Raw genomic sequence first — 25,522 nt, 5'->3', positions numbered from 1 at the left:
AACCCGAGAAAGTGACACGGAATTTGAGAACCTACAAGAACTTCAAGCGGCGAAGCCGACGTTGGTGACGTACTCGTACTGGCCCCACTGCGATCCCAGGTCCGGGAGCACATCGGTGGTCCACGCATCGTCCAGGCCCCGGTAGTCACCGGCCGCCCAGGAACCGACGATCTTGTCCCAGCGGCGTACGTTCATCGTCCGATACTCGATGACGCGCTGGTGCGGCCGGGCGACCTGGGACTGGTTGAGGGGGTGGATCTCCACACGGGTCCCGCGGCCCTCGCGGTTCAGGCGCTTGAGGAGGTGCCGGGCGACGTTCTGCCGACGCACCGCCCGGTATGCGGCGTCGATGCGTTCCAGGCTGGCCTTCGACGGCCGGCGCTTGCCCTCCAGCCATGCTTTCAGCGTCCGGTCAGTGACCGTCAGCCCTGCCTTCCGCGCGGCCTGGCGGCTCTTGCCCGACTTCGTCAGGTAGTGCAGGCGCGCTATCAGGCCGCGCCTGGCGGTCACCGGAGTGGCGATGCCGCCCGCGAGCTCGTCCAGCTTGCGGGCGACGGCGTCGCTGCCCTTGATGCCCTGGGCGCCGAACCTTCCGAAGTCGAGGTTCTTCTCCGGCATTACCCCTCCTCTTCCGTTTCCGTGTGCCCGGCGGTGCCGGCGGTGTAGGTGTCCTTGACCTTCACTTCGGTAACGCCCCGGCCTTCAGGGAAGACACCGCGCCAGTCGCCGGTGACATGGAGTTCGTCGGTACCCATCGCGCGCACGACCATAAGGCCTTCGTCATGGGCCTTGAGCGCTTTGAGCCACAGGTTGGAGAACGCCTGCGAGCGGATGATATGCATCCAGTCCGGGCGGTACAGCTCCCGGTTGTAGTTCGACTCCCCCATCGTCGAGACGAACTTCGCGTACATCGCCTTCACATACTCCAGCGTCACCTCGTCGCCCTCGGCGATCGCGGTGTCGCGGGCATCCTTCAGGGCGATGCGAAACTTTTCCAGGAGGTTCTCGGTGGCACCGGAGGTGTAGGACTCGTGGATCTCCGGGGGCGCGCACAGCCCGTACTTCGGACCGGACAGGCGCAGCAGGAGACGCAGGGTCGGCTCGGTCACCCACAGCGGTCCCGGCTCGTCCCGCTGACCGATCGGGTTCGGCAGGACCGCCTCGTGTTCCCACTCCGGCGGGGTGATCAAGTGGACACCGGCGCGGCGGCGGTCGTGAGGGAGGCCGGCGGAGTGCTCCAACTGGCCGAGCGGCAGGTGCGTCTTGAGTGCGGAAAGGTAGGCGCCGTTGATGTCGAGCGCCGTCACCTCGTGCCGGCCAGGCGGCAGCTCACGCCGTGTCCACTTGGGGCGGGCCTCCCAGATCTGGTCCGCGCCGCGGGAAGTCTGCTTCTTGAGGATGTCGGGGATCCAGGGGTGGGCGATCACGTCGTAACGAGCACCCTTGCGGGTCTCGTCCAGCAGCCGCATCGCATCCGGAATCGCCCGCTTCAGCAGCACGGCAGTCGCCGCCTCGACGTCGCCGTGGTGCTCGGCGAGCGCGGCCTTCACCGCCTCGCTGATCAAGTCGCCGGGGCCGGACGGCTCCTGGAACGCACGCCGGGCCGGACCCTTGGAACGCTCGGCGGGACGCGCCGACGTACGCGGTGTGCGCGACGGCGGCTTCACGGCCGGAGCGGTCTCGGGCTGGGCGGGCTGCGTGGTGAGCTTGTCGGGCGCGGCAACGGTGGCCTGACAGTCGGCGGGGTCCAGGTGCTGGGCGAAGCCCGCCACCCGGGTCCTGGCGGGATGCCCGCACAGCACACACGGCTCGGACACCGCGAGGACCTCCACCTCGTCACCCTCACCGCCTTCATCGGGCGCCGGAGAAGGCGGAAGAGCCTCGGCCGCGGCAGGGGCCTGCAGCGCGGCCGGCTCGGTGGCAGGCGGCGCCGATGGGGCGGTGTCGGCGGTGAACTTGGCGACCAGCCCGTCCAACAGATACGCGTACTTGGTCCGCATCTCGCCGACCGGGTCCCGGCCGCTCTCCCACCCGGTGACCGTGGACGGGCTCACCCCCAGCGCCCGGGCAACCTGGGCCTTGGACAACCGGGCCCGCTCCCGCAGCTCCTGACGGACCTTGGGGGCGGGGAGTTCGGCTTCCGGGCCGACGGCGGCGAGCAGCGAGTCGATCGCGTCGAAGTCACTCACCGGGGCACTCCCTTCCCGGCGCCTGCGTTGCGGCGCCGGGCGGCGGGCAGCGTCTCGCACGCCCGGGTCGGCCCCGCCAGCAGATCCAGCGCGGCAATCTCGTAGTACTCGGCCAGGACATCGACGTCGCGCAAGGTCCACGAGGTGGCCCCGGACTGCCGGCGCGAGACCTGCGTCTGCGTCAGCCCGAGCACCGCAGCGAGCACCCGCTGCGACTCCCCCGTCGCCTGCATCAACGCGGCCACCGTCAGCCGGAGAGACTCCTCCAGACTCAATCCCATGGCCCCATCATACCCAAAGTTGATGCAAATAATGCATCACATCCGGAGATTAAAGCTCAGAAATGCGCCTAGCGCCTGGCCTCCGGACCAAGGGAATGCGGAACTCCTGACAGGGCCCCGTATCCCGTCCCGACCGACAGTCAGTGGTCCAGGTTCCGCCCGCCCACAGGCCGGCGGGCCGCACGCCGCGCATCCCGCTCCGCCTGGCGCACCTCCTCCACCGCCCGGTCAGCCAGACACCCCGGGCACCTCGCCGGGCAGGTGTTTCTCCGCGGCGTCCGGGACGTCCGGGGCCAGGAAGACCGTGAATCCCCCCGGTCCCCAGGCGCATGCCCATCAGATGTTCGGTGCCCGGGTGCAGGCAGCTGCGGGTGGCGATCGGCTCCGGTCCGGCGGCCTGCCGCGCCAGGTCGGCGCCGAGGAGCACGACGGGCCCCGCCATCGCCGAACAGGCCGGTGGCCACCAGGTTGTCCACCGAGGTGCCGGCGCACTGGAAGTTGAGCGAGCACAGCTCGACGGAGACCAGGACGGCCACCTGGTCGGGATGGCCGCGCAGATAGTCGTGCACCCGCGCCAGCCCGGCTGCGCCGCCTGCGCAGCCCAGACCGAACAGGGGCATCCGGATTACATGCCGTGGGAGGCCCACTTGCTGGACGAGGCCGGCGTCGAACGACGGGACCGAGGCTCCGGTGGTCGTGGTCGTGACGATGGCCCCAACCTCGCCGGGTGAGACCTCCGCCGTCTGAAGGGCACGGGTCAGGACCTGCTGCCCGACCTGACTGGCCGTGGTGACCCATGTCCGGTTGTACGCGGTGAGGTCACGCGGCTTGCGGTATTCGCCCAACGGCAGGGAGAGGTGGCGGTACTTGATGCCAGAACGGGCCGCGAGGCCGACGAACTTCCGGCGCACGGACGCGTCGGCACCGAGGAACGCCTCGGCGAACACGGCGGCGATCCCCTCTTGCCGGTGCCTGTAGGGCGGTGTGGTCACCGCCACGGAGGCCACCCGGGGCGCCGCCGGGCGCACGTCACTCATCCGTAACTCCTCAACCCCTTTTGCGCGTGCGTCCCGTGACGGTTCACGGTGACGCCGGCGCGCTGCCCCCGGGTAGGGCGTGCGGCGGGCGCGAGGGCGCACACCGGGGTGTGGGGAGACTGCGTCGCTCTTGACCGTCCAGGAAAGCGGTGCGGCCGGCGATGCCAGGGGGTATCCAAGTCGCGTTGGCCACACCGTGGTTCGGGCTACGAAGGGACTTACCGTGATCGGCACTCGTGGCGCAGGAATCGCCCTGGCCTCCCTCGTCCTGCTCGTGACCGGCGCCGGTGGGGTTCCTGCGGCACAGGCCCAGGGCCAGGATCAGGACCGGGCACATACCGCCGTGGAGTGCACGGGTCAGGAGAACATCACCTACGGGCCGGGGCTCGGCCTGTCCTCCGCCGGATCCGCCAAGGTCTCCGTCGACGGGACGTACCGCTGCACGGACGGCTCGGGTCACGGCAGCACGGCCACGTACCACACCGAGGGCGAGACCGGAGGCAGTTGCCTGCTCCTCGCCTGGAACCGGTCCAAGGAGGTCCTGCACTACGCGGACGGCGCCACTACGGTCATCGCCTACCAGGCCGGGCCCTCGGTCCGCGTGGCGGGGGTCAACACCGCCCTCCTCAAGGGCGACGTCGTCGGCGGCCGCGGCCAGGGGGCGGCCGCGGAGAAGATCATCCAGACGGTACCGGGCAACCTCCCTACCGACTGTGCGATCGGTGGAGGCATCCGCCACACCACTGGACTGACCCGGCTCAGCATCCGTCCCTAGGGCGGACACTGGTTGGCCATGGCGCAGAGGGAGTCAGCGCACCGGCAGCGGTACGGCCTTGGGCCATGGGAGCGCGCCCTGGCCCAGAGCCGGTTGCTGTTTGACTGGCACCTCGAGCATGACCTCGACCTCGATCAGCAAGGCCGCCTCGCTTTCGTCTACCAGCATGGGCACGCAGCAGAACGCGAATGGGCGGCCGATCGGCGTGTGCTGACGCTACTGCTGTGGAAAGCCGTCTACGGCAGCGGCCGGCTGATCGACGACACCGCGCTGCCGGACATGCTGCGCTTGCAGAGCACGGACGGTTTCGAGGAACTCGCTGCAGAGCCCATGCCGGCCGGGTTCCGGGATCCCCCAGGACTCACATCCGACCGGGTGAGCCCGACGCTGGACCGCACACCACGGGTGGCCCGCGGCGTGCTGAACTCTCACGCCGACGCCGTACGTCACCGGAACAGGCCGCACCGCACACTGGGTTGGCGGATACGGGAACTGCGGCACACTCCCGGCAGGTTCCAGGGCGGCGCCGAACTCGGCCCCCGAGCACTCGGCCACCGCAGCATCCTCGCCGCCCCCGCACCACCGACAGCTCCACCGCCCTCAACAACCGCGTCAAGCGCCAAGGGCCGTTCCGGCCCTTCGCCCCCGCCGTCCTGGAAGAGCATGCCAACCCGTGGTTCGACCTCGACGGCGGCACGTCCCCTTTCATGCTGCTCGCCCCGGCCGCGTCCGTGAGGACCATGGCCTTGGTGGCGTTCTGCTTGCTCTTGCCCGAGATGAAGCGGTCCCGGCCGTCCGTTCCCCAGGCGGGGCGGCGGACCCGGATCTCGGTGGCGTCCAGGATCGCGGTCTTCCAGCTCTCGCCCAGGTGTCCCACAACGTCGGCGAGCGTCCGCAGCCGCGTCCCCGGGACGATGGTGCAGCCGCGTTCCGCCAGGAGTGGCCGCGCCTCGCCGATGGCCCGGGTGACGGTGGAGCGGTCCACGTCGAACCAGCAAGCCGGCACATCGTGCGTCGTGCCGTGCCGGAGCTGCACGAGGGTGGCCAGCAGCCGGTCGACGAAGACCAGCTTGTGCCGGGCCCCGGCCCCGACAGCCCGCTTCCGGTCCCGGGCGGCAAGCCCGGCCTGGTGACGCTCATGCCACAACGGGCCGACCTCGGCAACGAGTTCGGCGACCACCGACGCCGACGGCCCCGTGATCCGCTGGTTCCCGACAATCGCAGTCCTGATCCCCACCACGCTGGTGCAACGATCAAGGAGCCAACGCGCCACGGCCAACTGCGCACGAGCCCGTTGGCGGGTCATCAGACGGTGGTAGTCCTTGACTTGCTGGGCCAGGGTCTGTTCGGGAATGCCGGGCGCAGGACAGGCCGCTGCCCGGCCATGGCGGAACGCGTCCCCGCCACCACCTGCGTCAGCTGACCTGCCCGGGCGGGCGCATCGGATGCCGCATCAGGTGAGGCGGTGACCACCGTCGACGTGCAGCACTGTCGCGGTGATGAACTCGTTCCGCATCACCGAAACGAACGCCGCGGCGATGTCCTCAGGAGTGCCGATGCGCCGGGCGGGGAGCCGCTCGGCCAGCTCGGCGAAGGCCGCCTGCTTGTCCATGCCGAGCTGGTCCCAGATGGGGGTGTCCACCCAGCCGGGGGAGATCACATTGACCCGCACCGGCGCCAGCTCGACCGCCAGCCCGTACGCCAGCGAGGCCAGCGCGCCATTGGCCGCGGCCACGATCGTGTTCGAGCCGTTCGGGCGGTACGCGTTGATGCCGGAGGTGTAGGTGAGGGAGCCGGTCACGTGCCCGGCCGCGTATTTGCCGATGAGCCAGGCGCCGAGCAGCTTGGTGTCCACCACGGCCCGGGCGGCCGCGGTGGCGACGTCGGCGGTCCGGCCGTACACCCCGGTCGCGTCCGCCGCGGTGACCGCCACATGCTCCACTGGTCCCATCCGGGCGAACAGATCGGCCACGTCCTGCTCCTGGCCGATGTCCGCACGTACCGTGCTGATTTTTCCTTGCAGTTCGGCCCGGGCCGCTGCGAGCCGGTCCTCGGATCGCCCGGCGATCGTCACATCCATGCCGTCGGCGAGCAGGGTCCGTGCGAGGGCCAGGCCCATTCCGGAACTTCCGCCGATGATCAGTGCGTTGGTCATGGTCCGAGGTTCCGCCGAGTCCGGTGACGGCAGGAAGGCCGCGCCGTTCCTGGTAGTGGCACGGCCACCCACGAGCGGACCACCGGATGGCACACTCGATGACATGAACGCGATGGCAGAGTTCCTCCGGATCCGGCGCGGGCGGATCGGCCCGGCCGATGTCGGCCTGCCCGTCGGGCCGGGCACCAGACGTACGCCCGGGCTGCGCCGCGAGGAACTGGCCGCGCTGGCCGGGGTGAGCGTGGACTACTACATCCGCATCGAACAGGGCCGGGAGACGGCGCCCAGCGATGCGGTACTCGACGCGCTGGCCCGCGCCCTGCGGCTGACCGACGACGAACACACCCACCTGCTCGGCCTCGCCGACCGCACCGCCGGCCGGACACCGCGCCGCCGGCGCACCGACGCCCAATCGGCCCGCCCCGGGCTGCGGTTGCTGCTGGAGTCGGTCCGGCCCAGCCCGGCGTACGTCCTCAACGAAGTCAACGACGTCCTCGCCGCGAACCCCGAAGGCCTGGCACTGATGCCGGGCCTCGGCGACTGGCCACCGGGACAGCGCAACACATTCCGGTACACCTTCCTGCACCCCGCCGCACGAACGCTCTTCGCCGACCGGGACCGGGTCACCCGCAACTGCGTCGCACACCTGCGCACCGCCGAACTGACCGACCCGGAGCGGACCGCCGCGCTCGCCGCCGAACTCTCCCAAGCCAGCAGCGAGTTCGCCGCGCTATGGCGCCGGCACGAGGTATGGGTCAAACGCGGCGGCGAAACCGCCTTCCACCACCCCGTGGTCGGCCCGCTCACCCTCTCCATCGAGGTACTGGGCACCACCGACGACGGCCAGCGCCTGCTCGTCTATCAAGCCATGCCCGGCACAGCCGAACACGACTCCCTGGTCCTGCTCGGCATGACCACCCAGAACGCATAAGCCAGCCCGGCAGACATCCGGGAAACACATCAAGTCCTGCCGAGCCGCCTGCCGCCCGACGACAAGACCGTTCCAGCTTCGATTGGGTCGCACCTTCGCATGCAGACGCGGAAGGGCCCTTCTGTTAACGGAAGTTGAGCGACGGTCCACCCCGGCGGCGAGCCGGGGCGAACATGCCCGGCGTGTCCTCGTCCAGCCAGCCGCGATCCACCAGCCGCTTCAGCTTCGCCCGGGCGCCCTCGATCTTCCCCGTCCCGGCGGGCAGTCCGATCCTCGGCACGATCTGCTTGGCACGGACCGGCCCCGGTGCGTCCGCCACCACCTCCACGATGTCCCGATACACCCACGGCAGGACCTCCGCCCCCATCCCGGGCTGCCAGTTCGGCACCGTCAGCACCCCGACGACCTGCCGCTCGGCCCCCGCATACGCCGACGCCACCGGCTCACCTGCGCTCGACCGGTCGGTATCGACCGCGGCCCCCGGCTTCTGCGGGGTCATCTCCGCCAGCACTTCAGCGACCGTCTCCCGCGTGATCCGCGGCCGTTCCAGCCCCTACCGAGCCGCGCTCAGCCGCGCAGACACCTCCGCGAGCTCGGCTTCCAGCACCTACCCGCGTCCGGGCAGCGGCCTCGCGGACTTCCCATTCCTCGAACAGCGAGCCCATCCACCGCTCCTCTCCCGCTACCACGGTAGAGACGAGCAGACCAGAGCGGGAGTGGCCGTCCAAGAAGGCGACAGCTACGGGCGGATGACGATGGTGCTGAGCCTGCCGTCACCCCAGACCGTGCGTACTCCGGCAGTGGGGGCAGCCGGACATCCTGCTGGATCCGTTCGACCAGTCGAAGCCCCGCGGGTGCGAGTACGTCGCCTATCTCGGCGTCAGTCAGAGTCTCGACAGCACAGTAACCGCAGGTCACGCCGCCCAGGAGGGATTATCGAGATGAGAATCGGCACCTGCCGTCCCTTGATCACGAGCTTCACTCGAAACGAGCCGCACCCATAACCCTTCTCGGCGCCGAACCATTTGACGGTCCTCCGGATCCAGCCGTCTCCCGGCGGCGGGGCCTCACCGGGCGTTTGTGACGCCGACGCTTGCTCCTCAACCGGCACAGGATCGCAGTGAGCCTGATGACCGGCCCCACAGCGTAGGCGTGGTTGATGGCGTGTGGTGTCTCGCCGGCGGGACACCACACGCCATCGCCGTCATGGGAGCAGGGGCATGACGGCCAACGTAGGGTCGCATGGCCATTTGGCCTGACGGAGGTGGAGATTCCACTTCCGATGTGACTGGAGGTGATCGCTGTGCGCGAGACACTGAAGAACATCGAGATCGAGGATGTCTACGAGCCGCCGCTGCTCGTCGAGGCGGGGGGATACGCCGAGGCGACCCAGGGTCCCTGGCCCGGCATCCCTGAGCTTACGTACGGCACCTGGAACCTCTGAGCTGCCCATCGGGCGCAGGCCCCGGACCGTTGCGGTCCGGGGCCTGCGCCCCCACTTCATCGCCCACCCCCTGCTTGGAGAAGTTGATGGGCATCACGTCGGCGCGCTGGTTCGTTGTCCTTCCCGACCAGGATCTGTCCCCGGATCTCCTCGACCGCGTGCGGAACCTGTCCGGCCCGGACGCGTCCCGGGAAGTCCCGCATGCCTCCGGCCGCCCCTGGCTGGTCGGCCAATGGTCCGACGAGGAGATGACCGTCTGTGCTGTGGGTGAGGTACGGCTGGCCGTAGTCGGGATCTGTTCCCTCGACGCCGCCGGACTCGCCTCATGCGCCGGGAAGATTCGCGCCACCTCGGACATCGAGGCGACACTGTCGGGCACCCACGGCTCCTTCCACGTTCTGGCATCCGTGGCAGGCAGGTCCTATGTCCGTGGGAGCTTCTCGGGGACGCGGCGGGTGTACCGGGTCGAGGTCGACGGCGTCACCGTGTGCGCCGATCGTGCCCATGTCCTGGCACGGCTGACCGGTGCCGAGGTGGACACCGCGCAGTTGGCGCTGCGGCTCGCGGGTCTGAGCATCCCGCATCCGCTCGCCGATGGCACGCCGTGGCGTGGGGTGGGTGCCATACCGCCCGCGGAGGTTGTGGAGCTGGTACCGGAACGTGGTGTGCACACCCTGCGGTGGTGGCGGCCGCCCGCGGCCGAGCTGCCGCTGCGGGAAGCGGCGGCCGGACTGCGGGAGGCGCTGCGCCGGGCGGTCGCGCTGCGGGTCCGGCCGGGGGAAGTGGTGGCCGCGGATCTGTCCGGTGGCATGGACTCGACCTCGCTGTGTTTCCTGGCGGCCGAGGCGGGGGCCCGGCTGGTGACCATGACCCTGCACTGGAGCGCGCCCACCAACGAGGATCGCCCTTACGCGCTGGAGGCCGCCCAACACCTGCCTCACGTCGAGCATCTGGTGTTTCCGGACGCTGATCTGCCCGCCTTCTTCGCTGGACTCGACAAGCATCTTGACCCGGGTGACGGGCCGTCGCTGGTACGGCGCGACTGGCTGAAACAGCGGTACTTGGCTGAGAAGATGCGCTCGGGCGGGGCCGGGCTGCGGCTGTCGGGACACGGCGGAGATCACGTCGTCCAGCCGCCGGTAGCGTATGTGCACGGGCTGCTGCGCCGCTCACCGGTAGCCGGTCTGCGGCATGCGGCCGGGCTCCGCGCGCGCTATCGCCAGCCATTCGGGACGACCGCGGCGATGTTGCTCGACCGCCGCTCGTATGCCTCCTGGCTCGCCCGTGCCGCGGGGCAGGAACTGCGCACGCCCGCACCGATGACGGGCTTCAGCTGGGGCGTGCGTCCGCAGCTTCCGCCGTGGGCGAGCGACCAGGCCGTGGAACTGTCCCGCGGACTGCTGCGTGCGGCGGCCCGGGACGCCGGCGAACCGCTGCATCACGAGCGCGGCCGGCACGCCTGGATAGCCGCCGTGCAGCAGGCGGGTCTGGGCGATGTGCACTTCAGCAACAACGCGGCACTCGCGGGACTGCCTCAGCACACACCGTTCTGTGACGATGCCGTGGCCGAGGCAGCGCTCGCTGCCTCGGCCACACGAGGCCGCGAGCCCCTGGTCGTACAAGCCGCTGCTTGCCGCCGCCATGGACGGCCTGGTGCCCGAGCCCATCCTGCGCCGGACGACCAAAGACCACTGCATGCCGGAATGGCAGGAGGGCTTGCGCCTGCAGCGACACACCCTCGCCGCCTGGGCCGACGACTCCCGGCTCGTGGCAGCAGGCGTAGCCGACGAGGCAGAGCTGCGCCGGGCGTTGCTCTCGCCCGCACTGCTGGCCGGCAGCGTGAGCGAACTGGAAATGACGCTGGCCGCGGAGGCGTGGCTGCGCGACGTGGAACATCAGAAAACCCTGAACCACTCAAGGGAGATGAACGATGCACCGACTGCACGCTGACGTGAACGCCTGCATCACGGACGACGGCATGGTCCTGCTCGACGAACGCAACGGGCGCTACTGGCAGTTGAACGGCACCGGCGCCCTCGTCATCCAGGCCCTGCTGGATGGCGCCACGCCGGAACAGATCGCCGAACGGCTCGCGGCCACCCGCCCGGTGACCCGCGAGCAGGCGACCGCCGATGTCACGGCCGTGATCGAACACCTCACCCGGGAAAGGCTGGTCTCCTCGTCATGAGCCAGATTCTGGACACCAGTGACATCCGGCCGACGCCCGGCTCCCGGATCGCCGTCCGCACCGCTGTCGTCGCCGGCCGGCTCCTCGCCCGACAGCCACCACGCCGGATCCGAACCATCCTGGGACGGGTACGGCGAGGAGCCCGGCCCGCGACCTACGAGGAGGCCCTGCGGGCACGGCAGGAGGTGACGACCGTCAGCACCCTGTGCGCCGGCCGCTACTGCCTGCCACGCTCACTGGCCACCGCCCTGCTGTGCCGCATGCGAGGACACTGGCCCACCTGGTGCAGCGGGGTGCGCACCACGCCCTTCGGGGCCCACGCCTGGGTGGAAGCCGAAGGTAAACCCGTAGGCGAACCCAACGACACCGCCACCTACCGGGCGATGATCAAGGTGCCGACGCAGGAACGGACCTGACCCGAGGCCCGGGCATGCGGACCGCGGGCCAGGTCCGCGCGTCCACCTACCCCAACCACCGGTTCGTGGAGATGGCGCTCGCGTTGGCAGGGCGGTGGAACGTGCGGACCCGCTTCGCCCCGCACTTCCTGACGAAGCGCATCCCCTAGGTCCCCATCGCGATCGAGATGCCACTTCAGCCATCACTGGCACCAGCCCACTGACACCAAACCGGCATATCGCGCCAGGCCCACGCACCACCACCAGCACGCGCCGAGCTGGTCACACTGGCGACGACGGCGCCAAGCCATAGCGCGCCACTGCCACTGCCAACACCGCACCCGGCTTCTCCGGGTGAGTCACAAACCACCGGGACCATGACGGCCCGTCAGCCCGCCAGGCCCGAAATTACTGCGCCGACCAGCAGACATGGAGAACCGCTGCCGGAGTACTAACGAGTTGCGTGCATGGTTTGGCCGTGGCACGTCCGTTCCTTGACCGTTGTGTCGGTTGTGGAGGGGATCACGACACGCGCGGCGATGGCGGGGAACCAGCGGATCACAGGACCGGTGTCGACGGTGGTGGCTGAACTCGTTGCCGAGATCGGTCCGTTGTGGCATGAGCACGGCTGCGGACCCTCGCCGACGTCGTAGGGCACCTGGGCGAGAGTGGGAAGACCGCGATCCTGGACGCCACCGCGATCCGGGTCCGCCGCCCCGCCCGGGTAACGGACGGCCGGGACCGCTTCGTCTCGGGCAAGAGCAAGCAGAACGCCACCAAGGCCATGGTCCTCACGGACGCGGCCGGCAGACTGCTGTTCTGCGGCGAGACCCGGCCCGGCGCCTGTCCCGACATCACCCAGGCCCGCGAATCCGGGCTCGTCGGCCTCCTCGACACCGGACCCTGCGTAGAGGTCCTGGCCGACGCCGGCTACCAGGGACTCGGCGGCCAGACCGGCGGACAGGTCGTCACCCCGCCACACCGCAAGTCCCGCACGAACCCGCCACCTTGGTACGAGGAAATACACACCCAGGCCAAGCACGCGCACCCTTCCCGACGGATCCGCGTCGAGCACGGCATCGCCCACCTGAAGAACTGGCGATGCCTCGCTCGTCACCACGGCCGCCGCGAACAACTGCCCGAGACCGTCCAAGCCGTCGCCGCCCTGGTCTCTCACCAGCAAAGTGCCACCAGGCCGCTCACCCACGCCGCATGAAAACGGACGCCTCCGCAGCCGACGACGCGCCACGGCCAACTGCGCACGAGCGCTCGTTAGATCCCCCCAATCACCTGCGAGAGATCGGCGAAACCGAAGGGATCTCCGGCAGGGCCGAGGACGGTGTTGACAACACCTCCCACCATGTCGTCCTGTGCCTGCGCCGGCCCGGCCGCCGCTACACAAGCCGCGGTGAAGCCGACCGTTCACGCGAAGTCCCGGACACGCCCGACCTCGGTCAGTCGATGCCTTCGACGATGCGGAAGTCGCGCTCAACGCCGTCGGAGAGGGCGACCAGCGCCTCCTGGTAGGCCGCACTCTCGCGCGCCGCGACGGCCTGCTCGAAGCTGTCGAACTCGATCAGGATGGTGCGCTCGGCGATTCCGGCGTCGTATACGGCGACCCGACCGTCACGGGCCAGGAGCCGCCCGCCCCCGGCCCGGACGGCCGGACCGGCCAGCTTGTTGTAGGCAGCCAGCTTCTCAGGGTCTGAAATGATGCGGTAGACGCTGACCCAGTAGCCCTTGGGCATGGAACCTCCAGTGTTGGGACGAGTGCATCTGACTTACGGGTTGGTCTCGGACGAGCGTCGGCGGGCGAGAGCGAGGCTTGTCAGCGTCGTGATCGCCATGGCGCCGATGCCGACCAGCGCCGCGGTGGTGTAGGCGCTGTCGTCGGGGAAGAGGTGGCCGGGGCCGGTGCCCGCGGCGAGGATCAGGCCGCCGATGGCGCTGCCCAGGGAGTACCCGACGCTGCGGACGACGTAGTTGAAGCTCATGGCGCTCGACGTCTCGCTCTTGGGGGTGACGGCCAGGATGACGCCGGGCATCGCGGCCGAGAAGCCGCCGACGCCGAAGCCGAGCACGCCCATCGCCGCGAACAGTTCGGCCAAGTCCGACCGGGCCGCCGCGAACAGGGCGAACCCGCCGCCGACCACGACTGCGCTGCCGCCCAGGAGCAGGGGGTCGGCGATCCGCGTCCGGACCCGCGGCGTGAGCTTGCCGGCGACGAATCCCAGCACCGAGAACGGGATGAGGACCAGCCCGGCGACGAAGGTCGTCAGCCCGAAGCCGTAGCCGGCGCCGTGCGGCGTCTGCGCGTACCGGGTGATGAGCGTGAGCAGGAGGTACATGCCGATCCCGCCGACGAACATGGCGAGGTTCGCCCCGGCGACCGCCGGGTGCCGCACCGCCCGCACATCGACCAGGGGCGTCGTGCTGCGCAGCTCGATGACGGCCCAGACGCAGAGCAGCACCACCGCGACGCCGGCGAGGCCCGCCGCCACGGCGAGGTGCCGGCTCCACAGATTCCGTTCGCCGGCGAGGAACAGCACCAGGAGCAGCGCAGCGGCCAGAACGACCGCGCCTGCCACGTCCACGTGGGCGGAGCGGCCTTCGGGGGCTTCGGGTATGGAGCGCCAGGCGGTCAGGAGGGCGGCGGCGGTGACGACCAGGCCGAGGCCGTAGGCGGCCCGTACCCCGCCGAGCTCGGCGAGCAGTGCGGCCAGCGGGTAGCCGACGCCGGCCCCGATGATCGAGACCACCGAGATCAGGGCGATCACAGCCGTGCTGCGCTCCTCGGGGAGGTGGTCCCGGGCCACGCCCATCATCAGCGCCGTCAGCCCGAGCCCGACGCCCTGGGCCGCCCTGCCGGCCAGCAGCCACGCGAACGGCAGCGGCAGCACGGTGAGCGCGCTACCGGCGACGACGACCGCCAGCGTGGCGAGGATCGTGGCCCGCCGGTGCGGGCCGGCTCCGAGCCGGCCCAGGACCGGCGTGGCGACGGCGCCGCTGAGCAGCGCGACGGTCAGCGTCCACTGCGCGCTGCCGAGCGTGACGTGGAACGAGGTCGCCACGCTGGTGATGAGCGGCGTCCCGAGGCTGCCGACCGCCGCCACGACCAGAGCGATGAACATCAGAGCGGGGACCAGCAGCCGAGCCTCGGAACGCGCCATCGGGAACGCCTTCACCGGGACCCCGCCGACCGGCTGCCCGGTCACTGCTTCGGCCCTTCGCGGTCCTGGCTTTCGAGCTCTGCCAGATGCTTCAGCGCCGGAAGGGCCGCCACCAGCGCCTCGACCTCGTCGCCGGTGAGCTTGCCGATCAACCGCTCGAACGCGTGGACGCCCGCCTGGCGCCGCGTCCGGACATAGGAGGCGCCGGCCTCAGTCAGGCATACCAGCGTGACCCGCTTGTCGGACGCGTCGCCCTGCCGCTCGACCAGGCCGGACTCCTCCATCACCCGGACCAGGGCGGTCATCGCGGGCTGGGTGACGCCCTCGACCTCGGCCAGATCGGTGATGCGCCGCGGGCCGGTCCGGTCCAGGGTGGCCAGGGTGGCGGCAGACGTCAGGCTCATGTCCCGGGGCAGGCGTCTCGCGGCCCTGGTGGCCAGGTTGTAGAGGGCTGCCCCGATGGCGGCGGACGCGCCAGGAGCGGTGTCTTGACGACTCATGCCCAAAGCATAGCATTTTTATATTCATATTTTATGGGAATGAACGACGTTCCGCCGCTTTCCTGTACGGAGGCCGACCTCGGTCTCGACGATGCCGCCGTCGTGGGAGGGGAAACAAGTCCATACCGTGTGGATGTGCAGACGGCGTCCGGGGTCCTCCGCCAGCTCCTGCATCGAGTAGCAGGGGCGTCCTTCCAGGAACCCCATCACGGCAGCCACTTCATCAGGTGTCGCCGAAACTTCCCAGAGCCACGCTCACGAAGGCTGGACCAGATCCAGATGCGGCTCCCAGGAACAAGGGCCCCTGGCGGTCGTGTGGTCACGTTCCGGACTGTGCCGAGCACCGTGGCCCATGCCCGGCAAACTCCCCCGCCGTGGACGCCCCGCGTCTCGCCATGCGCCAGGCGAAGGCCGCCGCGTGACCATCATCTGGTCCAGTCCGGGGCACGGGCCCGGCCCGGCTACCGTCGCACAGCTCCATCGGCCATACTGCCGCCGTGGAGCACCGCATAGATCCAAACAGCCCGCCCGTGCACGCCGCCGGCACCGATCCGGCATTCGTCCCCGGCCTGACCCCAACACGCCCTGCTGAGGCGGAGGAACATCCGCCGGTGTCGGCGTACGCCATACCGGACGCCCGCGTCGAACCAGAACCGAAGGCGGAAGCGGAAGCGGAGACGACTGTCGCCGAGGAGGAGCCGCAACCGACGGCCGACGGCCCGGTCTTCGAGGTGTCCGACCGGCGCGGCTCGATCACCGCCGACAGCATCGGCGTCACTTTCCGGCTCGACGACGAGACAGCCGAGTTCAGCTGGCCGGAGATCGGCGCGCTGGAAATGAACACCCCCCGGTTCGGCCGCCGGCTCACCGTCACCGTGTACACCACCAACCACCGCAGCTACCACACCGACATCGAAGCACCCAACCGGAACCTGCCCAAGCAGTGGGCCACAGAACTGGACACGGTACTGGACTCCTACTTCCAGGACACCGAAACCACCAGCTGACCAGCGGTCACCGAATCGAGCCCGTCCACTCGTGCGCGCTTCCGCCTGGTCCGCCTAGCTGCGGCCCGCAATTCCGGGGCAGGAACTCCGCCCTTCACCATCTTGACTGCGCATCATCCAGGTTACCGATCAGCCGCTTTTTATGTTTTGCCAGTGCTTGCTGCTCCACTGACGGCATGACAGAACACAAGACGCTCCGTGGCCCAAGAACCCTCGAACCCGAAGTGGTCAGCGATAGCCGTTGAGCCAGTCGCCCGGGATCAGATCACGGGCGAGGATGGCCATGTCGGCGTCATCGCGCAGCAGACGTTCTAACCGAAGAACCATCGGATCCCGCTCTCCTTCTCACCGATGGGGTACGCCGGGAACGGCAGCCGGACGGCATGTTCCTCCAGCAGCTCGATGCTCTCGTCATCCGGGTCGAGGAAGCCGCAAAGCTCTTCATCGGCATGCAGGAACTCGGACAGAGCGATCTCGACGACGCTTCCAATGAAGGCAGCACGATGCAGAAAGGGTGCGCCGTGAGACGGGGGACATCACTTCCTTTCCTCCCGCCCTTTCGCTATGACGAATCCGGTGAGTATCACCGCACACGCTCCCAACAAGGTCACCGCTGGGTTCACATAAGCGGGTATGACTGCTTCGACAACATGGCCGCCACTGGTGCGGCAGCCGAAGTGCAGTGGAATGAACGTCGCGTCGTAGCCCGTGACTTGTCTTGTACCGAGCACCGCCCTGCACGCATCAGCCTGGTTCGCCTCGTCCAGGAAGAACAAGTGCAGCAATCCCCAGGTGTACGTGCCAACCGCCCCACCCCATCCGAAGGCAGCAACCGACTTGAAGACGTCGCCCGTTGTCTTCACGGTGCGGACGCGGACCAGACCTCTGACCGCGTATACGACGAGCCACAGCACCGTGATGGCGCCCGCCGCAGTCATCAAGAGCACAGCGGTGGGGTCGTGGCCTGCATAAGATCCGTCTCCGGACACCGGACGCCTCCTGTCACAGGTTGCGGGAGATCGAGTTGTCCTTCTCCATCACGTAGTACAGGTAGCGGCGCAGGAGCGGAGGCCTCTCACGGGCGAGTTGTCGTCCCCGCGTGGCTTGCCGTCAATATCCCACATGTGGATCACGCAGACGCTGGTCAGAGCGAACGCCTCGTCGTCGTGCGCCTTCTGCCGGATCGAGCACTTGAACGCGGTAGGCGGGGGCTACAGCCTGTGCTTCACCTTCCAGGGCTCCAAACCCGCCACTGCTGCCCATACCGTCTTCACCAACTACTGCGGCACGCACAAGAACACCGGCTGCTGCTCCCCCACCTTCCAGAACCCGGTCACCTACCGCATCACCATCCACTGGCCCGTGGCCTCAGCACAAGCTCGCCTTAATCCGTCTGAACCTCCGCGTCCGGCACGGCCTCTGACGAGTCACGGAATCCCGCACCGCTGCCTCCGGAGATCCGCCGGGCCTCCAGGAGCTCCTTCGACCGCCAGAGCTTCACCTCGCCCACGGAACGGTATTCCAGTCTCGTCCTGGCAGAGGACCTGGAGGAAGTCGAGGTGTCCGAATTCGCCGTTGTGGGCCTTGGTGAGGCGGGCGTCGAGCGTATCGAGCATCCCGGACAGCCGCAGCGTCTTGAGCGAGTCGCGCAGGGCGGTGGTCAATCGGTGCCGGCGACCAGGATGCCCTTGACGGTGCGGTAGGAGGGATCGCCGACCGTGATCGCCTTTCTGCAGGCGGCCTCGAGTCTGGTGTCGCCGTACTTCTTCCGCAGCCCGAGGACTCCCTGGGCGGCGCGGAGCCGGTAGAGAGCGTTGACCTCGAGGAGTTGGTCGACCACTTCCCGGCAGGCGTCCCCGACCTGGGATGCCTGGCCGCGGCACCAGATCGGCGTCCTCATCTGGAAAGCGATCTTCTCGGGCGGGTAGTCGTTCTTGCACCATGGTGGCGGTGGAGCGGACATCGACGCGGCGTCCGATCAGCTTCCAGGGCACCGAGTAGAGGGTGCGGCCGGCCTTGACGTGGATGTCCGGGCCGACCGTCGCCTTCGACCATCTGGCCAGCACGAACGGCTCGGGCGGCAGGGGCAGGAGGGCCTTGGACTCGACCGCCTCGAACACGGACAGCGGCTTCGCGCCGTCCAGCGGGCGGCACTGCCGTTGCCCGGCGACGTTCCTCGCCCAGAGCAGGGCCTCGGCCTGCATGTGCTCCAGCGAGGTGATCGTCCCCGCCCGCTCCAGAGCGAGTCGCGGACCTAGGGCATGGGCCGCTCCCCCCTGGGCCTGTCCTTCGGCTTCGAGGCACGAGCTGGATCCACCAACGTGCCGTAGTAGGAGGCGAGTTCGGCATGCGGCTTGTTGATCTACGGGTCGTAGAGATCCGGCTTGTCCACCCCGGTCTTCAGGTTGTCCGGCACCAGACACCGCGGGATGCCGCCGAAGAAGCGGAACGCTTCCACGTGCGCGAGGGTCCAGGCGTGCTGATCCATGTGCGCAACCGGGCGGACGAACATGTGCCGCGAGGCGGGCAGCACCAGGGGAACATCACACCAGTTCGAGCGTGTTCAGCGGCACCATCGATGGTCAGCGTCCCGGTGGGGAGTCGTGACCACCGTGGGGGTACCGCTTCCGCTGGACACGGCCTGCGGCGCCTCGATCCCAGGCGCATTGTTGTCGCCCGTGATGCGCAGGTTGGACGTCTGCTGGACAGCCTGCCGCCCCTGTTCCGGGGTGGGGTCCTGCTGATCGGCGGACATCGAGGCGCTCAGCTCTCCGAGGAATCCGGCGAGACGGGTGCCGGCAGGTTCGATCAGCCGATCGGTGGTGCGAGGTATTCCAGTGCATAACCGTCGCCCGAGGGGGTTACGCGGGCGATGCCGGGTGAGTCGAGGTGGGCGCCGGCTACGAAGTGGTGCGGTTTGGTCAGTTGTTCGAGGAGCGTCGCTCGTGCGGCGCGGGCCTGGGACTGGTTGCCGTCGAGCTCCCAGGACACGTTCGGCTGATCGAATTGGAGCGTGGGAACGTGAACGGTGTCGCCCCAGGCGAGAAGGAGGCCGGTGCCACTCCTGACCTCGTAGACGGTGTGACCGGGTGTGTGGCCCGGTGTCGGGATCGCGGTGGTCCAGTCGTTGATCGCGACCTTCTCCGACACGGGCACGACCCGGTCGCGGATCGGCTCGAGCCGCCCCGTGAACACCGAAGTGTCGCCCTCGCCGATCCACACGCGCTCGAGTTTGGTGAACGCCTCTGAACCGTCCGGCGCGATCAGGCCGCTCACGTGGTCTTCGTGCCTGTGGGTGATGGCCACATCGGTGACTTGCGCGCGGTCGATTCCCGCTTCGTCGAGCGCGTCGTAGATCAATCCCATGGTGGGGTCGTGCCAGGCGTTGGACGCGCCGGTGTCGATGAGAACCGACCGCGTGCCGTCGGTGACGAAGAAGGCGTTGACCGACAGCCGCAAGTTGTCGCCGGCCAGCGGGACGACGGCCGGCAGCTCATCGAGCGTGCACCCGTCCTCGTCGCGGAGCCGCGTTGGCGGCATGTCGATATACCCGTCTCGCAACGAGATCACCTGCAGATCGCCAAATGCGAATGTGGCATGGTGCCGGCCACTCGAGATCAAACGCATGGAACCCCTCCGTCATGTCGGGCGCGCATCGCGTGTCTCCGATAGAAGACGCAATCTTCTTTAGAAGAAACCCTACACTGTGGGCAGCGAGATTCCCATCGATCGAGGAGCACGGTGGTCGAGCAAGACGTCAACCTGGCCGAGCCACAGCACGGTGACGACCTGGCCGGCGCGTTCGGCGGTAACGTGCGGCGACGCCGCGAGGAGGCGGGCCTGACTCTGGAGCAGTTGTCCACCCAGTCGTCGGTCAGCCGGGCGATGCTGTCCAAGGTCGAACGCGGTGAGAAGAGCCCGACGATCGGCATCGCATCCAGGATCGCCCACGCGCTCAACGCGTCGCTCTCGGACCTGATCGGTGCGCCGGCTGCTGCCACGTCCGGTGTGGCCGTTGTCATGCGCAAGAACGAACGCCCCGTTTTCCGTGACCCGGAAACCGGCTTCGAGCGGCACATCGTGTCAGCGGCCCCAGGCGCGGGAGCAGCCGAGATGGTCGTCCACTGCCTCCCCGCGCAGGTCTCCACCGGGCTGCTGCCCGCGTATCCGCCGGGTACGGAGAAACAACTCGTGGTGCTCAAAGGCACCCTCACCGTCGCGATCGGCGGAATCAGCGAGACCCTGAACACAGGCGACTCCCTGTTCTTCCAGGCCGACGCGGACCACGGCTTCGCCAACCGAACGAATGCTCCCTGCGAATACATCATGGTCATCTCGCGCAGAACCTGATCGGCCGCAGCTTGCGGGCCTGGACAAAGCTGGCTCGCCCAGGGCGAGCCCCTCGAACTCCCCGCACCCGTCGTCGCGGACGCTCTCGGCTACCACGACAAGACCATCAGCCGCCTCCGCAACGACCGGCGGAACCTGAAGCCGATACGTCCCAGGAGATCACGCGAGGTCACCAGCAGGCTGGGTTCCTCGGAGAACCCGCGACGGTTGAAATGGGGGTGCGGTCGCCGGGCCCCAGGCCCGGAAGTGCTCGGTCGGTGCCGCAGTCCGGACAGTGTCCGCGGACGCGCAGGGCCTTGTCGTGGCAGATGCGGCAGACGTGGCCGTCCGGCCGGCCGGCGGCGAACCAGCTGTGGCGTCCGCAGCGGCCGCAGGTCTTCTTCTGCCGGCGTTCGAGCTGTTCAGGGGTGCAGGAGGGGCTCATGCGTCGGGCAGGGTCCGGGCCGGGCGTGACCTGAGCTTCGTGACCGCCGTCGGCGGGGCCGGCACGTCATCGGAGGCGGTCTTGCGGACGCCGGCAGTGACGGCGTCGGTGGTCACCAGGTCGGCCGGGGTGCAGGCGAAGATGTCGCAGAGCGCGGCCAGGACCCTGGAGCGAGAGCCGTTCGGGGGTGCCGGAGACCAGGCGGTGGACCTGCGAGGCGGACAGCTCGATGCCGCGGCCACGCAGCAAGGGCACCAGCGCGGTGGTGGTGAACGTGCCCTGGGTGGCCATCACTTCGCGTAGCTTCCACGTGTAGCCGACTTTGCGCTTCATGCCTGCCTCCCGTTCTGGCTCTCCAGGCCGCGATGGTGGCGTCCAGCTGCCGGCGCAGGGTGCGAGTGCGGAAATCCGAGCTGACGCAGGTGTAGATCGCGGTGGTGCCGGCGTGCTCATGGCCGACTTGCTCCTGGACTATCTTGAGTTCGCTGGCTCGGCGGGCTGTTGACCTGTGTGTTTGATCGCGGTGGTCGTCCATGACGTTGTGGATGAGGACAACGGCTGGTCCTTTCAGTACGGGCCGATCGATACCGACCCGGGATTGCACGCACGCGCTGGGGCGAGCCTGCGCGAGTCGTGGCGGTGCAATGTTCGCCGAGCACCTGGGCATGTTGCGCGCGAAGTTGCTGGTCTGCTCGGTGAGGCGCCGAATGCGGGCGTCTGCGGCTGCTAAGCGGTCTTGTCGAAGTCCGGCGCGGTTCGGCCGTGCCCCGTAGGGGCGCGGGGAACTGCGCGACCAGCCACGACGCGTCCGCAGGCGAGGTGCCCGAAGAACCGTCCTTCTTCCTGCTCAGGGTGCCGATGCGGTTTTCCCGGGCAGCCGGCGCTGCTGGAGCATGCGTTCCATGACGGCGACGGGCAATGCGGGATGCTGGGCCGCGGTTTCCGCGGTGTCGGTGTCCCACAGGAGCCGGACCAGCACCCCTGCGGGCAGCCGTGGGTGCAGGGCGGCCGCGTGGCGCACACGCCCATGTGGGTCGTCGAGCAGTCGCACCGCGGACGCGGGCGTCAGCCGCGGGTCCGTTGCGGCCCGGTATCGTACTTCTTCGCTGCTGTCCCAGCTGAAGAGCTCGACCAATTCAGCCGTGGACTCCTCATCATCCAGGGCGAGTTGACGCATCCGCGGGTTCGGGTCATCGGCGTAGCGGAGCAGGCCGCGGCGGGGGAAGTCGGGGTGGCTGCGGAGTCGGTCGGGGAAGCTGAAGCTGCCGGTCCACCACTGCCATACGCGAAGCAGCATGTCTGCCGGGGCGTCGTCGCAGGATTCTGCGAGGAAGAGCTGTACGACACGGTCTTCGTCGCGGGCGAGGAGTGCCACGACATCCGGCGGAAGATGCTTGGCCCGGGCGACACTTCGGCGCACGAGGGGATGGGACGAAGCGGCCAGGCGGCGCATGGCGTCGGCGTCTTGATGCTGTGCCACGACCCAGGCGAGTGGGTAGGAGCGCATACGCGGGTCGAAGTCGATATCGATGCCGGCCCGCTGTTCTTCGGTGAGATCGGCGCGTGTGGACACCTGGAAGCGGACGCTGTCGTCGGGGTCCCGGCCAAGGAGGGTGACCAGGTCCGGGTCCAGCCGCGGATTACCGGCGAGGGCACGCCGCTGGGCCGGCTCGCCGTGGTGGAGAAGGTGTTCGGCAAGGCTGCGTTCCAGGCAACAGATCTCCAGCGCACGGTCCTTGAGGTCTTCGGAGCCGAAGACCGACCGGGGCATGGGGTGCTCTTGATGGTGCTGGAGCAGGGCCTCGACACGGACTTTGCCCTCCGCGTCGTTGAGGAGTTCAAGCCGGGCGGGACCGTCCAGGTGAGGCCAGGCTCCCGGACAGGCTGACGCCCGCACAGCCGGATCAGCGTCGGCGGCCAGCGCCGTGAGTATGAGTACGGGCAGCCCGGGGAGGCGAACGGTCTCGGCGCGGACCCGTGCGGACGGGTCCGCGGCAAGCTGGTCGTAGCCGGCAGTGGTGAGCTGCGCGCGTCGGTCTGCCGCGAGCAGAGTGAGGATCCATCGGTGGTGGGCGTCCTGCTCGCCCAGGATCAGGCGGGTCCACTGTTCCGCCGTGATGTTCGGCTGGACCTCGGCCAGCAGCGCCCGCACCTTCCACTCCGGGTGGGCCATGGCGGCCTCGACGATCGCTGTCGGCAGGGAGCGCCACAGCAGGAAGTGCGACCGGCCCAGCAGACGGGCACGCAGATCGTCTGGGGTGGCCGCATTACGTGCCAGCCCATGTGCCCACTGCTCACGCCGTGCCTTTGAGAGCACGGGGGCCTTGAGGAACCTGACCCAAGCGGCTTCCCGTTCCTGGGCGGTTTCCTGGGCCGCTGACTGCGCGGCCGCCTCCTGCCACTCTCTCAAGCGGTCCAGCATGACGAGCCAGACCTCGTACTCTTCGGTGGTCACCCCGATCAGGGCGTTTCCATCCGTTGAGACAGTGATGAACTCCGGTTGTCCAGGCCGCTCGCCGAGGACTCCGGCGAGGTCCCACTGGTCGGCGAGCCTCACTCTCGTCCAGCGCCTGGGCACCCTGCCCGTCGCGGGGCCGGCGACGTCGATGAGGAACACGCCGTCCTCGCCGATGATCCCGTTGTCGATGGCGAGCCGGTGCCACTGCGCATTGAGCTCGGCTACCAGATCGGGCCGGTCATCCCGCACGGCCACGGTCGGCTCGGCCTCGAACGAGATGACCGGCCGCCATGCGGCCCGGGGCAGCAGCACCTCCTCCTCAACACGCCGGTCCCCCACGACTTCAAGACCCGCACGCTGCAACAGCTCTACGAGCTTGTCCCTGCCACCCGTCATGGGAACCTATCCTGCCCGGCCCCTTGTCTGCCCGGCAGCCGGGGTGCGATCAGGCATCTACCTGCAGTGTCGACAGTCGAGAACGTCAGGGTCGGTAGATCGTCAGCGAGACACCGCACAGGGCAAGGCCGGCGTCGGCTGCCTGGTGCCCCTGCCACAGCCGGCGGTCCGGGACGCTCTCGCCATCCGGGCCGTCATCGAGCCGGACCTGGCCCATGGCCGCCGCCCGTTCCTGGTCGGAAAATGCCAGTGCGCGCTCCATCCTGGGCAAGGGCCTCGCGCGTCTCGGCGGACGAGCGAAGGAAGCCACCGCACCAGCCGGGGAACGGCGTCGCGTGGCACCGCTCGACGGGCAGTCGGATGGTTGCCGTTTCAGGGGGTGGCAGGATCACCGGCCTGCCGGGGGCTGCCCGGTCGCCGGCTGATAGCAATGAGGGCATGATCAGCAGTGATGACATAGGTTCCGTAGCCCGCCAGTTGACGAGCCGTTTCGTCGGGTTCCGCTGGGCCGAGGAGGACATGCGCAAGCTCGTCGGCTGGCTCGGCTGGGAGTGGGGTCGGGAGCCGGGCGGCCGGGTGGGTGCGGTGACCGGGCTGCCGGGCGGGGACGCCGTGGTCGTCCCCGTGGGGGCGGCGGAGCGGGAGTGGGCTCCGTTGCAGGAGTACCTGGAGCTGGTCGTGCCGGTGAGCCGGCCCGCTTTGGAACCCCGGGCGCAGGCAGCGGAGTTCCGGCGGGCCGCGGACGCGGTGCGCAGGGTGCTCGGAGATGCGGCGTACTGCGGGGCCTACGGATCGGCCGGCCCTTATGGACGGCCCGCTGAACCGAGCTGGGGCAGGCCGTTTATGCGCTGGCGCGAGGAGCGGGTGACCTTGGAGCTGCGGGCCGGGACAGCCGGACCCGAGCTGGTGCTGCAGCCCAGTGATGCGTGGGAGTCCTGGTACGCGCAGGCCGGGGGCGGGTTCGTCGGCGTGCTGGAAGACACCGGGCACCCGTTGCGGCACCCGCACATTGAACGGGCCGGCAGCTGGCAGCAACTGGAGAACGCCCTGGGCGCGTTCCTACGGACGTTGCCCGCCGAGACCATGGCGACCGGGATGTCGCAGTGCGTGCCCCTGTACGGGAGGGTCGGGGACGCCTCGCCCATCATGTTCGGCATCATCTGCGATGACCGGCTCTACATCGATTACTGCGCGTACCTGGTCCAGGAGGCGGCACAGGGCGAGAACGCCGCCGCACTTGGATGGACCCGCCGGGAGTCGCTGCCGCCCGCACGTATCCGGGCGAGCGACGACGGGAAGGCCCCGTGGCGGCTCGACGCGGGCGGGCCCGGACAGGTACCGGCCGCGGAGGTGGCCTCCCTGATCGTGCGCACTGCCCGGGCGGCCGGTGTCCGCGAGGCCTCGGAGCTGATCATTGGCGGCGAGGGCGAGTACCGGCGGCCCTACCGCATTCGGTTCTCCGGACTCGCGATGGCCACCGGCTGAGGACGGTCAGGTAATGGGTGTGGTCCACGCGCTCCAACTTGGTCCAGCCGGTCCAGCCGCGCTTCATCAGGAGCTCGATCAGTCGACGGGCCTGCGGCGCGGCGTCGAAGGCCAGAGTATCCATCAGCTTGACGAGCGATGGCTCGATGTCCGCGTCATCGATGTGGCCTTCGCCCCGCTCGTCCGTCAACTGTGTGAGACAGGTGGACAGTTGGTCGGCGCGATCGGCCAGCCGTGGGTCATCCTCGGCGCGATCGAGTGCCTGCCCCAAGGTGAGATAGAAGTCGATGAGCTGCGGGCCGGCGAGCTGCTCCCGCTTACGTGCCACCCACTCCGG

General features: G+C 69.1%; 27 protein-coding genes and 4 pseudogenes. 13 read left to right on the top strand and 18 right to left on the bottom strand.

Annotated elements, in window-relative coordinates; all coding sequences use genetic code 11:
* Positions 1–42 precede the first annotated feature (42 nt).
* The 4 genes from ACIHFE_RS30440 to ACIHFE_RS30425 form a co-directional block, all read right to left on the bottom strand.
* On the bottom strand, positions 43–618 hold the full coding sequence (locus ACIHFE_RS30440) for a transcriptional regulator (protein WP_400111672.1): 576 nt from the start codon (positions 616–618) through the stop codon (positions 43–45).
* The gene (locus ACIHFE_RS30435; RefSeq protein ID WP_400111670.1) at positions 618–2,189 is read right to left on the bottom strand and encodes a helix-turn-helix domain-containing protein; all 1,572 of its coding nucleotides are present in this window, start codon (positions 2,187–2,189) and stop codon (positions 618–620) included. Before ACIHFE_RS30435 ends, ACIHFE_RS30440 begins: the two co-directional genes overlap by 1 nt.
* On the bottom strand, positions 2,186–2,470 hold the full coding sequence (locus ACIHFE_RS30430) for a helix-turn-helix domain-containing protein (RefSeq protein ID WP_400111668.1): 285 nt from the start codon (positions 2,468–2,470) through the stop codon (positions 2,186–2,188). Before ACIHFE_RS30430 ends, ACIHFE_RS30435 begins: the two co-directional genes overlap by 4 nt.
* A gap of 140 nt (positions 2,471–2,610) precedes the next feature.
* Entirely contained in the window at positions 2,611–3,507 is an 897-nt protein-coding gene (locus ACIHFE_RS30425) for a hypothetical protein (protein ID WP_400111666.1), read from the bottom strand.
* 223 nt (positions 3,508–3,730) lie between these two features.
* On the opposite strand from ACIHFE_RS30425, the gene ACIHFE_RS30420 reads away from it, so the two are divergent.
* Positions 3,731–4,282 carry a hypothetical protein gene (locus ACIHFE_RS30420; protein WP_400111664.1) on the top strand — a complete coding sequence of 184 codons (552 nt, stop codon included), beginning with the start codon at positions 3,731–3,733 and terminating at the stop codon, positions 4,280–4,282.
* A gap of 33 nt (positions 4,283–4,315) precedes the next feature.
* Here ACIHFE_RS30420 and ACIHFE_RS30415 read toward each other — a convergent pair whose 3' ends face one another.
* Positions 4,316–4,450: a hypothetical protein gene (locus tag ACIHFE_RS30415; RefSeq protein ID WP_400111662.1), complete on the bottom strand. Its 135-nt coding sequence runs from the start codon at positions 4,448–4,450 to the stop codon at positions 4,316–4,318.
* Positions 4,451–4,561: 111 nt separating this feature from the next.
* Here ACIHFE_RS30415 and ACIHFE_RS30410 point away from each other — a divergent pair.
* Positions 4,562–4,950: pseudogene (locus tag ACIHFE_RS30410) on the top strand (carbamoyltransferase C-terminal domain-containing protein); the annotation flags it as partial.
* A gap of 311 nt (positions 4,951–5,261) precedes the next feature.
* On the opposite strand, the pseudogene ACIHFE_RS30405 reads toward ACIHFE_RS30410, so the two are convergent.
* Positions 5,262–5,318, bottom strand: a pseudogene (locus ACIHFE_RS30405) (hypothetical protein); the annotation flags it as partial.
* Between ACIHFE_RS30405 and ACIHFE_RS30400 the strand changes: the two are divergent.
* Positions 5,304–5,705, top strand: a complete 402-nt coding sequence (locus tag ACIHFE_RS30400) for a hypothetical protein (protein ID WP_400111773.1) — start codon at positions 5,304–5,306, stop codon at positions 5,703–5,705. The pseudogene ACIHFE_RS30405 and the gene ACIHFE_RS30400 overlap by 15 nt on opposite strands.
* A 30-nt stretch (positions 5,706–5,735) precedes the next feature.
* On the opposite strand, the gene ACIHFE_RS30395 is transcribed toward ACIHFE_RS30400, so the two are convergent.
* A complete protein-coding gene (locus ACIHFE_RS30395) occupies positions 5,736–6,437 on the bottom strand; it encodes an SDR family oxidoreductase (protein WP_400111661.1) in 702 nt (233 codons plus the stop codon).
* A gap of 103 nt (positions 6,438–6,540) precedes the next feature.
* On the opposite strand from ACIHFE_RS30395, the gene ACIHFE_RS30390 reads away from it, so the two are divergent.
* Complete coding sequence (locus ACIHFE_RS30390) at positions 6,541–7,368, top strand: helix-turn-helix domain-containing protein (RefSeq protein ID WP_400111659.1); 828 nt, start codon at positions 6,541–6,543, stop codon at positions 7,366–7,368.
* 124 nt (positions 7,369–7,492) lie between these two features.
* On the opposite strand, the gene ACIHFE_RS30385 is transcribed toward ACIHFE_RS30390, so the two are convergent.
* Positions 7,493–7,879, bottom strand: a complete 387-nt coding sequence (locus ACIHFE_RS30385; RefSeq protein ID WP_400111657.1) for a hypothetical protein — start codon at positions 7,877–7,879, stop codon at positions 7,493–7,495.
* A gap of 792 nt (positions 7,880–8,671) precedes the next feature.
* Between ACIHFE_RS30385 and ACIHFE_RS30380 the strand changes: the two genes are divergently transcribed.
* From ACIHFE_RS30380 to ACIHFE_RS30355, 6 genes and pseudogenes are all read left to right on the top strand, one after another.
* A complete protein-coding gene (locus tag ACIHFE_RS30380) occupies positions 8,672–8,812 on the top strand; it encodes a lasso RiPP family leader peptide-containing protein (RefSeq protein ID WP_400111655.1) in 141 nt (46 codons plus the stop codon).
* A gap of 86 nt (positions 8,813–8,898) precedes the next feature.
* Positions 8,899–10,383: pseudogene (locus ACIHFE_RS30375) on the top strand (asparagine synthase-related protein); the annotation flags it as partial.
* Entirely contained in the window at positions 10,307–10,762 is a 456-nt protein-coding gene (locus tag ACIHFE_RS30370; RefSeq protein ID WP_400111765.1) for an asparagine synthase-related protein, read from the top strand. The pseudogene ACIHFE_RS30375 and the gene ACIHFE_RS30370, both read left to right, overlap by 77 nt.
* A complete protein-coding gene (locus ACIHFE_RS30365) occupies positions 10,743–11,000 on the top strand; it encodes a lasso peptide biosynthesis PqqD family chaperone (protein WP_400111653.1) in 258 nt (85 codons plus the stop codon). The genes ACIHFE_RS30370 and ACIHFE_RS30365 overlap by 20 nt, the downstream gene beginning before the upstream one ends.
* Positions 10,997–11,416 carry a lasso peptide biosynthesis B2 protein gene (locus tag ACIHFE_RS30360; RefSeq protein ID WP_400111651.1) on the top strand — a complete coding sequence of 140 codons (420 nt, stop codon included), beginning with the start codon at positions 10,997–10,999 and terminating at the stop codon, positions 11,414–11,416. Before ACIHFE_RS30365 ends, ACIHFE_RS30360 begins: the two co-directional genes overlap by 4 nt.
* A 607-nt stretch (positions 11,417–12,023) precedes the next feature.
* Positions 12,024–12,611 (top strand): transposase family protein, encoded by a 588-nt coding sequence (locus ACIHFE_RS30355; protein WP_400111763.1) that lies wholly within the window; start codon positions 12,024–12,026, stop codon positions 12,609–12,611.
* A gap of 238 nt (positions 12,612–12,849) precedes the next feature.
* Here the strand turns inward: ACIHFE_RS30355 and ACIHFE_RS30350 are convergent, their stop codons facing one another.
* Genes ACIHFE_RS30350 through ACIHFE_RS30340 form a run of 3 tightly spaced genes read right to left on the bottom strand, consistent with a single transcriptional unit; the run spans position 12,850 to position 14,969 of the window.
* Positions 12,850–13,143, bottom strand: coding sequence for a DUF1330 domain-containing protein (locus ACIHFE_RS30350; protein ID WP_400111649.1), 294 nt, complete (start codon positions 13,141–13,143; stop codon positions 12,850–12,852).
* Between the two features lie 33 nt (positions 13,144–13,176).
* Positions 13,177–14,610 carry an MFS transporter gene (locus ACIHFE_RS30345; protein WP_400111647.1) on the bottom strand — a complete coding sequence of 478 codons (1,434 nt, stop codon included), beginning with the start codon at positions 14,608–14,610 and terminating at the stop codon, positions 13,177–13,179.
* On the bottom strand, positions 14,607–14,969 hold the full coding sequence (locus ACIHFE_RS30340; RefSeq protein WP_400111761.1) for a MarR family winged helix-turn-helix transcriptional regulator: 363 nt from the start codon (positions 14,967–14,969) through the stop codon (positions 14,607–14,609). The genes ACIHFE_RS30345 and ACIHFE_RS30340 overlap by 4 nt, the downstream gene beginning before the upstream one ends.
* A gap of 593 nt (positions 14,970–15,562) precedes the next feature.
* On the opposite strand from ACIHFE_RS30340, the gene ACIHFE_RS30335 reads away from it, so the two are divergent.
* The gene (locus tag ACIHFE_RS30335) at positions 15,563–16,072 is read left to right on the top strand and encodes a hypothetical protein (protein WP_400111645.1); all 510 of its coding nucleotides are present in this window, start codon (positions 15,563–15,565) and stop codon (positions 16,070–16,072) included.
* 536 nt (positions 16,073–16,608) lie between these two features.
* On the opposite strand, the gene ACIHFE_RS30330 is transcribed toward ACIHFE_RS30335, so the two are convergent.
* The 3 genes and pseudogenes from ACIHFE_RS30330 to ACIHFE_RS30320 all read right to left on the bottom strand — a co-directional run bounded on the left by ACIHFE_RS30330 (position 16,609) and on the right by ACIHFE_RS30320 (position 19,699).
* Positions 16,609–17,061 (bottom strand): hypothetical protein, encoded by a 453-nt coding sequence (locus ACIHFE_RS30330; protein WP_400111643.1) that lies wholly within the window; start codon positions 17,059–17,061, stop codon positions 16,609–16,611.
* 674 nt (positions 17,062–17,735) lie between these two features.
* Positions 17,736–18,608: pseudogene (locus ACIHFE_RS30325) on the bottom strand (Mu transposase domain-containing protein); the annotation flags it as partial.
* A 272-nt stretch (positions 18,609–18,880) separates the two neighbouring features.
* Positions 18,881–19,699: an MBL fold metallo-hydrolase gene (locus ACIHFE_RS30320; RefSeq protein WP_400111641.1), complete on the bottom strand. Its 819-nt coding sequence runs from the start codon at positions 19,697–19,699 to the stop codon at positions 18,881–18,883.
* Between the two features lie 114 nt (positions 19,700–19,813).
* On the opposite strand from ACIHFE_RS30320, the gene ACIHFE_RS30315 reads away from it, so the two are divergent.
* Positions 19,814–20,422, top strand: a complete 609-nt coding sequence (locus ACIHFE_RS30315) for a helix-turn-helix domain-containing protein (protein ID WP_400111639.1) — start codon at positions 19,814–19,816, stop codon at positions 20,420–20,422.
* A gap of 490 nt (positions 20,423–20,912) precedes the next feature.
* Here the strand turns inward: ACIHFE_RS30315 and ACIHFE_RS30310 are convergent, their stop codons facing one another.
* The 3 genes from ACIHFE_RS30310 to ACIHFE_RS30300 all read right to left on the bottom strand — a co-directional run bounded on the left by ACIHFE_RS30310 (position 20,913) and on the right by ACIHFE_RS30300 (position 23,962).
* Positions 20,913–21,179, bottom strand: a complete 267-nt coding sequence (locus tag ACIHFE_RS30310) for a helix-turn-helix domain-containing protein (RefSeq protein ID WP_400111637.1) — start codon at positions 21,177–21,179, stop codon at positions 20,913–20,915.
* A 514-nt stretch (positions 21,180–21,693) separates the two neighbouring features.
* A complete protein-coding gene (locus ACIHFE_RS30305; RefSeq protein ID WP_400111635.1) occupies positions 21,694–23,700 on the bottom strand; it encodes a PE-PGRS family protein in 2,007 nt (668 codons plus the stop codon).
* Between the two features lie 85 nt (positions 23,701–23,785).
* Positions 23,786–23,962, bottom strand: coding sequence for a hypothetical protein (locus ACIHFE_RS30300; RefSeq protein ID WP_400111633.1), 177 nt, complete (start codon positions 23,960–23,962; stop codon positions 23,786–23,788).
* A 176-nt stretch (positions 23,963–24,138) separates the two neighbouring features.
* Here ACIHFE_RS30300 and ACIHFE_RS30295 point away from each other — a divergent pair, with 176 nt between their 5' ends.
* Positions 24,139–25,185: a hypothetical protein gene (locus ACIHFE_RS30295; protein WP_400111632.1), complete on the top strand. Its 1,047-nt coding sequence runs from the start codon at positions 24,139–24,141 to the stop codon at positions 25,183–25,185.
* On the opposite strand, the gene ACIHFE_RS30290 is transcribed toward ACIHFE_RS30295, so the two are convergent.
* Complete coding sequence (locus ACIHFE_RS30290) at positions 25,112–25,513, bottom strand: hypothetical protein (RefSeq protein WP_400111630.1); 402 nt, start codon at positions 25,511–25,513, stop codon at positions 25,112–25,114. The genes ACIHFE_RS30295 and ACIHFE_RS30290 overlap by 74 nt on opposite strands.
* Positions 25,514–25,522 lie beyond the last annotated feature (9 nt).

The sequence above is a fragment of the Streptomyces sp. NPDC052396 genome (genome assembly GCF_044593195.1).
Classification (GTDB): domain Bacteria; phylum Actinomycetota; class Actinomycetes; order Streptomycetales; family Streptomycetaceae; genus Streptomyces.
Note: the sequence above shows the minus strand (reverse complement) of the source record. Positions and strands in the feature narration are given on the sequence as shown.

Bases quoted from the DNA above. Each gene is read 5' to 3' on its own strand.
- ACIHFE_RS30390 (WP_400111659.1), top strand. From the start codon at position 6,541: ATGAACGCGATGGCAGAGTTCCTCCGGATCCGGCGCGGGCGGATCGGC.
- ACIHFE_RS30300 (WP_400111633.1), bottom strand. From the start codon at position 23,962: ATGGAGCGCGCACTGGCATTTTCCGACCAGGAACGGGCGGCGGCCATG.
- ACIHFE_RS30430 (WP_400111668.1), bottom strand. From the start codon at position 2,470: ATGGGATTGAGTCTGGAGGAGTCTCTCCGGCTGACGGTGGCCGCGTTG.
- ACIHFE_RS30360 (WP_400111651.1), top strand. From the start codon at position 10,997: ATGAGCCAGATTCTGGACACCAGTGACATCCGGCCGACGCCCGGCTCC.
- ACIHFE_RS30425 (WP_400111666.1), bottom strand. From the start codon at position 3,507: ATGAGTGACGTGCGCCCGGCGGCGCCCCGGGTGGCCTCCGTGGCGGTG.
- ACIHFE_RS30415 (WP_400111662.1), bottom strand. From the start codon at position 4,450: ATGCTGGTAGACGAAAGCGAGGCGGCCTTGCTGATCGAGGTCGAGGTC.
- ACIHFE_RS30395 (WP_400111661.1), bottom strand. From the start codon at position 6,437: ATGACCAACGCACTGATCATCGGCGGAAGTTCCGGAATGGGCCTGGCC.
- ACIHFE_RS30305 (WP_400111635.1), bottom strand. From the start codon at position 23,700: ATGACGGGTGGCAGGGACAAGCTCGTAGAGCTGTTGCAGCGTGCGGGT.
- ACIHFE_RS30365 (WP_400111653.1), top strand. From the start codon at position 10,743: ATGCACCGACTGCACGCTGACGTGAACGCCTGCATCACGGACGACGGC.
- ACIHFE_RS30295 (WP_400111632.1), top strand. From the start codon at position 24,139: ATGATCAGCAGTGATGACATAGGTTCCGTAGCCCGCCAGTTGACGAGC.
- ACIHFE_RS30370 (WP_400111765.1), top strand. From the start codon at position 10,307: ATGTGCACTTCAGCAACAACGCGGCACTCGCGGGACTGCCTCAGCACA.
- ACIHFE_RS30440 (WP_400111672.1), bottom strand. From the start codon at position 618: ATGCCGGAGAAGAACCTCGACTTCGGAAGGTTCGGCGCCCAGGGCATC.
- ACIHFE_RS30340 (WP_400111761.1), bottom strand. From the start codon at position 14,969: ATGAGCCTGACGTCTGCCGCCACCCTGGCCACCCTGGACCGGACCGGC.
- ACIHFE_RS30310 (WP_400111637.1), bottom strand. From the start codon at position 21,179: ATGAAGCGCAAAGTCGGCTACACGTGGAAGCTACGCGAAGTGATGGCC.
- ACIHFE_RS30350 (WP_400111649.1), bottom strand. From the start codon at position 13,143: ATGCCCAAGGGCTACTGGGTCAGCGTCTACCGCATCATTTCAGACCCT.
- ACIHFE_RS30320 (WP_400111641.1), bottom strand. From the start codon at position 19,699: ATGCGTTTGATCTCGAGTGGCCGGCACCATGCCACATTCGCATTTGGC.